The 10,088-nt window shown below is 65.7% G+C and carries 9 protein-coding genes; all 9 read right to left on the bottom strand.

Features of this window, described 5'->3' with window-relative positions; translation table 11 throughout:
* Positions 1–894: 894 nt before the first annotated feature.
* Positions 895–1,935 carry a GlxA family transcriptional regulator gene (locus tag H0X95_RS33390; protein ID WP_006488743.1) on the bottom strand — a complete coding sequence of 347 codons (1,041 nt, stop codon included), beginning with the start codon at positions 1,933–1,935 and terminating at the stop codon, positions 895–897.
* Positions 1,936–1,957: 22 nt separating this feature from the next.
* Positions 1,958–2,758, bottom strand: coding sequence for an ABC transporter ATP-binding protein (locus H0X95_RS33385; RefSeq protein ID WP_006488736.1), 801 nt, complete (start codon positions 2,756–2,758; stop codon positions 1,958–1,960).
* Positions 2,759–2,778: 20 nt separating this feature from the next.
* Entirely contained in the window at positions 2,779–3,492 is a 714-nt protein-coding gene (locus H0X95_RS33380; protein ID WP_006488739.1) for an ABC transporter permease, read from the bottom strand.
* Entirely contained in the window at positions 3,489–4,178 is a 690-nt protein-coding gene (locus tag H0X95_RS33375; RefSeq protein WP_006488734.1) for an ABC transporter permease, read from the bottom strand. Before H0X95_RS33375 ends, H0X95_RS33380 begins: the two co-directional genes overlap by 4 nt.
* A 367-nt stretch (positions 4,179–4,545) precedes the next feature.
* Positions 4,546–5,100 carry a hypothetical protein gene (locus H0X95_RS33370; protein WP_058901277.1) on the bottom strand — a complete coding sequence of 185 codons (555 nt, stop codon included), beginning with the start codon at positions 5,098–5,100 and terminating at the stop codon, positions 4,546–4,548.
* Between the two features lie 88 nt (positions 5,101–5,188).
* Positions 5,189–6,238, bottom strand: a complete 1,050-nt coding sequence (locus H0X95_RS33365; RefSeq protein WP_060265221.1) for a lysylphosphatidylglycerol synthase domain-containing protein — start codon at positions 6,236–6,238, stop codon at positions 5,189–5,191.
* Positions 6,235–7,119, bottom strand: a complete 885-nt coding sequence (gene hpnK / locus H0X95_RS33360; RefSeq protein WP_048989484.1) for a hopanoid biosynthesis-associated protein HpnK — start codon at positions 7,117–7,119, stop codon at positions 6,235–6,237. Before hpnK ends, H0X95_RS33365 begins: the two co-directional genes overlap by 4 nt.
* Positions 7,120–7,122: 3 nt before the next feature.
* Positions 7,123–8,565, bottom strand: a complete 1,443-nt coding sequence (gene hpnJ / locus H0X95_RS33355) for a hopanoid biosynthesis associated radical SAM protein HpnJ (protein ID WP_369718636.1) — start codon at positions 8,563–8,565, stop codon at positions 7,123–7,125.
* A gap of 134 nt (positions 8,566–8,699) precedes the next feature.
* The gene (gene hpnI / locus H0X95_RS33350; RefSeq protein ID WP_048989486.1) at positions 8,700–9,875 is read right to left on the bottom strand and encodes a bacteriohopanetetrol glucosamine biosynthesis glycosyltransferase HpnI; all 1,176 of its coding nucleotides are present in this window, start codon (positions 9,873–9,875) and stop codon (positions 8,700–8,702) included.
* Positions 9,876–10,088 lie beyond the last annotated feature (213 nt).

Raw genomic sequence — 10,088 nt, 5'->3', positions numbered from 1 at the left:
TGGGGTAGTGCAGCTCATGACTGGAAGACCGCCATGAACCAATTCGCTATCCTTTACGCAGATCGATTCATCCGGCCTTCCGTGTAATTACTCAACCCGCCTTGAACACGGAAATCCTGACACCCCCCCTGCGGGGCAGCGGTCACTTTTCTTTGTCTTGCCAAAGAAAAGTAACCAAAAGAAAGGCGCCCGATAACGCATGACTTCCCGGTGCCACGGCCATCAGAGTGGATCGCACAAAAGTGTCCGCGCCAGTCAGGACACCGGAGTGGTTCGAGCAATGGTTCTGACACCACTGCCTACCCCACAGAGCGGTATACCATCCGCTCGCTCCGTCCTCGCTTCGCTCGGCCGACAGGTCCATCCCCACCCAATCGCTACCACCAGCCCCCTCACAGGGAACCAACTCTCGATACGCAGGAAATTCGCCACTCGCAAGAAAAATAGGGGGGCAAACAACATCGCTGTCGCGAAAACACCGCTCGTCAAACGATCGAATTACACAAATGCGAGAGCAGAAAAAGTGCCTGGCAGTCTGCGGTTTGTGCAGAACGCAATCGCATGACCTCCCCTGAAGTACCTTGCAGCCGAGCGTAGCGAGGATGGAGCTAGCGGATGGTATACCGCTCCGTGGGGCAGGCAGTGGTGTCAGAACCATTGCTCGAACCACTCCGGGGTCCTGACTGGCGCGGACACTTTTGTGCGATCCACTCTGATGGCCGTGGCACCGGGAAGTCATGCGTTATCGGGCGCCTTTCTTTTGGTCACTTTTCTTTGGCAAGACAAAGAAAAGTGACCGCTGCCCCGCGCAGGGGCGACGCTAATAGACCGACACGATCACAGGTGCTTCACGCCAACCGTGAGCACACCACCAACGAAACCCAAAACCGAACCTCAATCTTTCCCGCGCTCGACGAGCGCCCCCCCACGAGGTTCACTGCCCCCGCCCGTCTGCTTCTCGAGCCAGGCTCGCCGATCCTCCCGAGGCGTAACCCCAAACCTCTCCCGATAAGCATTAGAAAAATGCGCAGCAGAAGAAAACCCGCAAGCAAGACTAACCTGAACCACTGACTTGCTGGTCCTCTGCAACTGGGTCCTTGCCTTGAGCAACCGAAGATTGAGGTAATACTTGGAGGGCATCGCCCCGAGATACTGTCGAAAGAGCCGCTCCAACTGCCGCCGCGACACGCCGACCAACCCGGCGATCTCATCGGTAGTAAGCGGATCCTCGACATTGGCTTCCATCAAAAGCAACGCGTCATTCAACCGAGGATGCCGCTCCCCCGGAGCAGTAACAAACGGAATCCGCTGCCGCTCCTCGCCGCTGCGCAGCGTGCCGACCCCGAGCGCATCGGCAATCCGCTCCGCGAGATCCGCCCCATGTTCCCGGCCAATCATGGCCAGCATGAAATCGACGGTCGCCTGCCCGCCGGCGCAGGTCGCCCGATCGCGATCGATCTCGAAGATCTGCTGCGTGACGATCGACCGCTCGAACTGCTCGGCGAACTGCTGATACGTCTCCCAGTTCACGCTCACGCGATACCCGGAAAGCTGCCCCGCCATCGCGAGCCACCACACGCCGTGATGAATGCCGGTCACGACCGGCGTGCGCTGCCCGACCCGCGCGAGACTCGCGAGAAACAGCCGATAATCGGCGAACTGCTGAAACCGCTCGGACACGACGATCAACCAGTCGCACGCGATCGCGTCGTTGAACGCCGCATCGGCATGCCACTGCGCACCACCCGCGAGCGGCACCGGCCGCCCGTCCCACGAACACACCTGCCAGCGGTACAGAAGCCGCCCGTCGATCTCGTTCGCGAGATTCAGGGCATCGACGATCGGCCCCACGCCCGACATCGACACGGGCGGCAATGCAACGATCGCCACCTGCGTCGTGCGGGTGGCGCCTGCGGGACGAGACACCGGTACCACGGCTGAAACCTGCCCTGTCGCGTTACTTGAGACTGCCCGACAGGAATTGCTTGAGCCGCTCGCTCTGCGGCCGCACCAGCACTTCCTTCGGATCGCCCTCTTCCTCGGTCCGCCCCTGATGCAGGAACATCACGTGGTTCGACACGTTGCGCGCGAAACCCATCTCGTGCGTGACGACGATCATCGTGCGCCCTTCCTCGGCCAGCTTCTGCATCACCTTCAGCACTTCGCCGACGAGCTCCGGATCGAGCGCGGACGTCGGTTCGTCGAACAGCATCACGTCCGGATGCATCGCGAGCGCCCGCGCGATCGCCACGCGCTGCTGCTGGCCGCCCGACAGATGCGACGGATACTGCTTCTCGACGCGCGGCGGCAGGCCGACCTTCTCCAGGTACTCGCGCGCACGCTCCTCGGCTTCCTTCTTCGAAATGCCGAGCACGTGCACGGGCGCCTCCATCACGTTCTCGAGCACGTTCATGTGCGCCCACAGGTTGAAGTGCTGGAACACCATCGCGAGCTTCGTGCGGATGCGCTGCAACTGCTTGTGATCGGCGACCTCGAGCGCACCGGCGCGGTCGGTCTTGGTACGCACGGCCTCGCCGTCGACGACGATCTGCCCCGCATTCGGCCGTTCGAGAAAATTGATGCAGCGCAGGAACGTACTCTTGCCCGAGCCGCTCGCGCCGATGATGCTGATGACGTCACCGGCCTTCGCATTCAGCGACACGCCCTTGAGCACCTCGTTGTCGCCATAGCGCTTGTGGATATCGACCGCGGCAAGCTTGACGGAAGCGGACGCGCTCGTTTGAGTGATCTCGGCCAACTGGCTCTCCTCGAAGTAATTCAATGACGGGCGGCCGCGAGATACGCGAGCCAGTGGCGCTCCGCGCGGCGAAACGCCGCGACGAGTGCGAACGATACCGCAAGATAGATCAGCGCGGCGATTCCGAACGACTGGAACGCCATGTAGGTCGCGGAATTGGCGTCGCGCGCGACCTTCAGGATGTCCGGCACGGTCGCCGTGAACGCGACGGTGGTCGCATGCAGCATCAGGATCACCTCGTTGCTGTACAGCGGCAGCGCGCGGCGCAGCGCCGACGGCAGAATCACACGGCGGTACATCGTGAACGGCGACATTCCGTACGCGCGCGCCGCCTCGACCTCGCCGTGCGGAATCGCGCGGATCGCCCCGGCGAAGATCTCGGTGGTGTACGCGCAGGTGTTCAGCGCGAACGCGAGGATCGCGCAGTTGAAACCGCTGCGGAAAAACGCGTCGAGCAGCGAGTGCGAGCGCACGAACTCGAGGCTGTACATGCCCGTGTACATCAGCAGCAACTGCACGTAGAGCGGCGTGCCGCGGAACACGTACGTGTAGAAGCGCACGGGCATCGACACCCACTTGTTCTTCGATACGCGCGCGACCGCGAGCGGCACCGCGCACACGAAGCCGAGCGAAATCGACGCGACGAGCAGCCACAGCGTCACCGCGAGGCCGGAGAGGCGCTGGCCGTCCCAGAAAAGGAACGCCTTGCCGAATTCCTGGAGGATCTCGATCATAGTTCTGCGTGCCGCACGCCCATGGAATAACGCTTCTCGAGCTGGATCAGCACGAGGTTGGAGACGGTCGTGATCGCAAGATAGATCAGCGCCGCGACGAGGATGAAGAAGAACATGTTGAACGTGCTCTTGCCGGCGTCCTGCGCGGCCTTCACGACGTCCGCGAGGCCGATGATCGACACCAGCGCGGTGGCCTTCACGAGCACCTGCCAGTTGTTGCCGATGCCCGGCAGCGCGAAGCGCATCATCTGCGGAAACATGATCCGCGCGAACACGCGCGCGCCGCTCATCCCGTAAGCCGCGCCGGCTTCGAGCTGGCCGCGCGGCACCGACAGGAACGCGCCGCGAAACGTCTCGGTGAAGTACGCGCCGTAGATGAAGCCGAGCGTCAGCACGCCCGCCACGAACGGATCGATGTCGATCTGGTTCCAGCCGACGAGGTCGGTGAACTGGTTCAGCCAGATCTGGATGCTGTAGAACAGCAGCAGCATCAGCACAAGATCGGGCACCGAGCGGATCAGCGTCGTATAACCGGTCGCGATCGCTCGCAGCACCCGGTTGTGCGACAGCTTCGCCACCGCGCCGATCAGCCCCAGCGCCACCGCAGTGGCGAGCGACAGCACCGACAGCTCGATGGTCTGCACGGTGCCGGCCCAGAGGACCGGACCAAAGCCGTAAAGGAACACGCGCGTCTCCAGAGTTGGAATGAATGCCGACGCGACTGCCTGTCCCGCGCCGGGTTGACGCGGATAGTCGCAAGCGAAATTGATTGCCTCAAATCACCGTATGGGCGATTGCTGCGTCGCAACAATTCATCCCACCATTTGCGCATACGACCTACGCCGCTGTTTCAAAAGGAAAAAACCCGCTCCCTGACAGTCTCATGACACGCCGGGAAGCGGGTTTTTTGCAATTTTCCGGTCGCTTTTTCGATATAGCGCCGGACGGGCCACCGGGCCGAACATGCACGTCCTGGCCCGCCACAGCCTCGGCTGGCAGACGCGCATGAACGACGCGCTGCGCGACCGGCTGAAGAAGCGCCGCGCGTGAACGTCAGCGCCCTTTCAGGATGTCGGAGCGCGACGTCGTATAAACGAGCCCGTCCGGGCCGAAATGGACGTTGAAGAACGCGTCGGTGTTGACGCCGTCCTCGAGCCAGCGCCAGCTCCAGACCGTCTCGGGCTTCAGCGGATACTGCGCGATGTCGCCGGGCTTGCCGAGCAGCCGCCGCACCTCGTCCTCGTCCATCCCCGGGCGCACTTTCGCGAAGTTCTCGGCGGTCAGCACCTGCGTCGCGCCCGTGTAGCGCCCGTTCGCATCGAGATCGACGAACCAGGTCTGGTTGCCCATCGGGCCGCGCGGATATTCGAGACGCTTCGAGCCGTCGGTGAACGTACGCTCGGTCTCGGGCTTGCCCATCGTGCCGCGCACGTCGGCCTCGGTCGATTCGCCGATCTTCAGCCCCTTCAGCAGCAGCGGCGCAGGCTTGATCGCGTTGAAGAAGTCCCTGATACGTTGCACGTCGAGATGGCCTTGGTCGTCACAACCGGTTAGCGCCAGCGCGGCGGCCAGCATCGTCACGGAAAGCAGCCGGAAACGGAAAATCATCGGAAGGGTTGCGCGTCGAGAAAACACGCGGCAAGGATACCCGCGCGACGCCAAAAGCGCGAGACGGGCCGTGTGGCCCGTCCCGGATTCAATGCGTCGTTTCGGTTTCGGTCCGGGTTTCGGTCGCCCGGTTCGCCGGCGGCGCCGTGCGCGGCCCGGCCGGCGATCCGCCCAGCCGGCGGCGCGTGCGCACCAGCTCGGCAAGCTGCCACGAGCCCAGCGCGAGGCAGCCGAACAGCACTTCGCGGCCGCGCTTGACGACCGCGAGCGACAGCGCCGTCTCGCGATCGACGCCGAACATCTGCGCGAGCAGCACGACGGTCGCCTCCTGCACGCCCAGTCCGCCCGGCACCATGAACGCCGCGTGCCGCACCGCCTGCGTCATCGCCTCGATCGCGATCGCGCCGCCGATCGACACCGGATGGCCGAGCAGCGCGAGCGCCCAGTAAATCTCGAGCGCGCCGAGCACGTAGCCGGCCAGTTGCCAGAAGAAGGCGCTGAACAGCAGGCCCGTGCGCGACATCAGCGAATCGATGTCGGCGTCGAGCCGGCGGCCGTCGACGCCCTGCAGCAGTCGGTGCGAATCGCCGAGCAGGCGGCCCGCGAAACGCTCGATCGCGTGGAAGATGCCGCCGCGCCGCATCAGCACGACGCCCAACACCGGCAACGGCAGCGTCAGCAGCAGCGCGAGGCCGATCGTGCCGCCGCCCATGTTGTCGGTCGTCGCGAGCAGCAGCACGAGGCCGAGCGCCGCGAACGCATACTGCACCACGATCGTCACCAGCACCTCGACGATCACCGACGCGGTCACGCGGCTCGCGTCGGGCACCTGCCAGCGCGCGAGCCGGATGCCGACGATCTCGCCGCCGATCCCGACCACGGGCAGCAGCCGGTTCACGGCCTCGCGCACGGTCGCGATCCACCACAGGAACGGCAGCGAACTGCGCCGGTCGAGCAGCAGGTGCCATGCGTATGCATCGAGCAGCAGCGGCAGCGCGTGGAACGGCACGAGCCACAACAGTGCGTAGCCGGCGCGCGCGAGCATCTGCGACACGTCGCCGACGCCTTCGTGCAGCCCCAGCGCGAGCAGGATGCCGATGCCGATCGGCCAGCCGAGCCACTTGATCCACTTGCTCATGACGGCTGCGCTCCCGGTGCGCGCGACGCCTGCGCGCCGCGTCGCGCCGCCGGCCCGCCGAACACGTCGGCAAACCCGCCGGTCGCGACGCCCGCCGCCTTCAGCGCGGCCGCGACGCGCGGCGACAGCAGCGCCTCGAGCTCGTCGACCGGACGGTAATCGGCCATCGTCGGCGTGATCGGGCCGTCGCCGGCCTCGGCCGGATGACAGTAGATCTCGCCGACGCCCGCCGGCAGCTTCGCGAGCGCGTCGAGCAGCACGGCCTCGTCCATCGCGCCCGTATGCTCGATCCCGACCACGTAGTCGTTGTGCGCGAGCCCCGCGCGGTCGAGCCGCGCGCGCACCAGCGCGATCCACGGCTTGAGCAGCGCGGGCGCGCTCGTTTCGTACGGCAGCCGCACCGCGCGCAGCCCGTAGTCGCGGCCGATCTCGATGATCATCGACAGCACGGTCGGATGCAGGTGGAAATGCTTGTGCGCGTTCACGTGGTCGAGCGGCAGGCCGCTCGCCGCGAACGCGTCGAACTGCGCACGGATCTCGCGGCGCAGTTGCGCGCGCACGTGCGGCAGGAAGAAGAAGCGACAGCCGTCCTTCGCCATCGCGTCGCCGAATCGCCCGTCGGGGCCGACGAGCGCGGGAATCTCATGCGCGGGCAGCGTGGCCGGCCCGTCCGCGAGCACCAGATGCAGGCCGACCGCGAGCGACGGCAGCCGCCGCGCGCGTTCGATCGCATCCTGCGCGGCGCTCGCGCCGACCATCAGGCTGGCGGCGTTCAGCACGCCGTCGCGGTGCGCACGCTCGACCGCCGCGTTGACGCGCGGGTGCAGCCCGAAGTCGTCCGCGGTGAAGATCAGCGCCCGCGCCGCCCGCTGCGTCGCCACCGATCAGGCCTCGTGCGCGCGCAGGAAACGGAAGAACTCGACGCCTTCGCGCAGGCGGCGCTTCATCATGTCCCAGCTCGTCAGCATCTCGCGCACGATTTCCCAGATCTTCGACGGACGGAAGTAGAACTGGCGATAGAACTGCTCGAGGTGGTGATAGATCTCGTCGCGCGACAGGTGCGCATAGCCGATCGCCGCGAGCTGCACGCCTTCCTTGCTCACCAGGTTGATGGTCTTGTTCTCTTCCATCCAGCCGTTTTCGACCGCCTGCTTGTAGAGCGTCGTGCCCGGATAAGGCGCGGCGAGCGACACCTGGATCGTGTGCGGATTGATTTCCTTCGCGTACTCGATCGTCTTCTTGATGGTCTCCTGCGTCTCGCCCGGCAGGCCGAGGATGAAGGTGCCGTGGATCTTGATGCCGAGCTTCTTGCAGTCCGCGCTGAAGCGGCGCGCGAAATCGGTGCGCACGCCCTTCTTGATGTTCACGAGGATCTGGTCGTCGCCCGATTCGAAGCCGACCAGCAGCAGGCGCAGGCCGTTTTCCTTCATCACCTTCAGCGTCTTGTACGGCACGTTGGCCTTCGCGTTGCACGACCACGTGATGCCGAGCTTGCCCAGGCCGATGGCGATGGCTTCGGCGCGCGGCAGGTCGTCGGTGAAGGTGTCGTCGTCGAACATCAGCTCCTTCACTTCCGGCATGTTGTCGCGGATCCACTTCGCTTCCGCGAGCACGTTCTCGACCGAGCGCGTGCGGTAGCGATGGCCGCTGACCGTCTGCGGCCACAGGCAGAACGTGCAACGCGACTTGCAACCGCGGCCCGTGTAGATCGAGACGTACGGATAGTTCAGGTAGCCGATGAAGTAGTTGTCGATCTTCAGGTCCCGCTTGTAGACGGGCGCGACGAACGGCAGTTCGTCCATGTTCTCGAGGATCGGACGCGCTTCGTTGTGCTCGATCGAGCCGTCCTTCGCGCGCCAGCTCAAGCCCTTGATCTCCGCGAACGGCTTGCCTTCGGCGAGTTCCTTGCAGGTGAAGTCGAATTCCTCGCGGCACACGAAGTCGATGGCCTCGCTCGCCGTGAGCGAGTTGTGCGGATCGACCATCACCTTCGCGCCGACCATGCCGACCAGCATCGACGGCTTCATCTTCTTGAGATCCTGCGCGAACATCGCGTCGGTCGGGAACGACGGCGTGCTCGTGTGGATGATCACGAGGTCGTAGTCGTTGGCGATCTTCAGCGTCTCCTCGACCGACAGGCCGTCGGCCGGCGCATCGACGACGCGGCTGCCCGGCACGAGCGCGGCCGGCTGCGCGAGCCAGGTCGGGTACCAGAAGGAACGGATTTCGCGCTTCGCCTGATAGCGCGAGCCGGCTCCGCCGTCGAAGCCGTCATACGAAGGGGCCTGCAAGAACAGCGTTTTCATGAATGCTCCGGTAGCCTGCATAGTTCGTTTCGTTACAACGATTCAGTCAAAAAACCGCGGGCCGCCATGCCGGCGCCCGCCTCTCTGTCATGTCGCGCCGCGTGGCTTCGCCGTGCGACGCGTCTCGGCCCGCGGGCCGGGTTCGATCGACGGCCCTAGCGGCCGTCCACTGCTTCCACGGCCGCCGCCGCGCGTTCGCCGCCGACGACCGTCATCCTGGCGCCGCGCCACACGACGTGCGTGCCGAACGCGGCCGCGAGCCACTCGAGCGCGAGCAGCGTGTCGCGCACCGCGACGAGCGGCAGGTCGCGCCAGAACGCACGCCAGCCGTCCTCGCCGCGTGCGTGCAGCACGAGCCGGCCGAATGCGCCGACCGCGGCCGCGCCGCCCGCCAGCGTGCCGGCGACACTGCCGTCGAGGCGCCATGCGAGCGCCGCGCCGATCGCGAGCCACGGCACGGTGAACGTAATGAACAGGAACGCGAAGCCGGCCGGGTTCAGCGAACGGATCGTGCGCAGCCAGCGCGTCTCGCGGTGCCACAGCGGCCCGAACGACGGTTCGATCACGTCGGTCGCGACCTCGACCTCGGACAGCACGGTGCGCCGCCCGAGGCGGCGCGGCAGCTCGGCCAGCCAGAAATCGTCGGCCAGTTCGTCCTTCAGCGCGAAGAGACCGCCGATCCGGTCGAGCGTGTCGCGCGTGAGCGCGAGCGTCGCGCCGAAGCCGAAGCGGCTCGAGCGGCCGAGGTGCGTAATCCGCACCGACGGCGCGAACCAGGCGTCGACGAACTGCGCGCCGATCCGCGTCCAGAAGCCGCCGACGCTGCGCGCATGATACAGGCACGTGACGACCCCGACCGACGCGTCCGCGAGCGGCGCCGTCACGCGCTCCAGATAGTCGGGCTTCACCGCGATGTCGCTGTCCGCGATCACGATGCGGCCGTATTTCGCACGTTCGGCGAGATTGATCAGGTTGCTGACCTTCAGGTTCTTGCCATGCACGCGCGCGTCGATCACGAGCGAGATGTCGCACGCCGGATGGTCGGCGCGCAGCCGCTCGACGACCGCGATAGCCGGATCGGCCGACGATGCGACGCCGAACAGCACCTCATAGCGAGGATGGCGCTGCTCGCAGAAAGTCGCGAGGTTTTCGTACAGGTGCGGCTCCGCGCCGCACAGCGGCTTGAGCACGCTGACCGGCTCGAAGCCGTCGCGCACCGCCGTGCGCGGCGTGCGCGGCCGCGGCGCGAAGGCCGCGACGAGCGCATAGCCGGCCGCGGCCAGCGTGAAGACGATCAGGAGCCAGTCGAGCAGCGTGGCGGTGGGCGTCATGCGCAACGCCTCCCGGCGACTTCGGCGCCATGGCGAACGCTTGAGCGTGATTGAGCGTGATGCGGTATTCCGACAGCGACGAACGCGGGCACGACCCGACTCCTTGTTCCAGCAGCGTCTGTAATGGGGAAGGCACGACCCGTTGTTCGGGTGCGGCCATGCCCAGCTTCGCGTGGCGTATCCCCGCGCAGCACCCGGACGGCATGCGGGAAG

The sequence above is a fragment of the Burkholderia sp. 9779_493 genome (assembly GCF_015712215.1).
Classification (GTDB): domain Bacteria; phylum Pseudomonadota; class Gammaproteobacteria; order Burkholderiales; family Burkholderiaceae; genus Burkholderia; species Burkholderia cenocepacia.
This window is presented reverse-complemented; position numbering and strand designations above follow the sequence as displayed.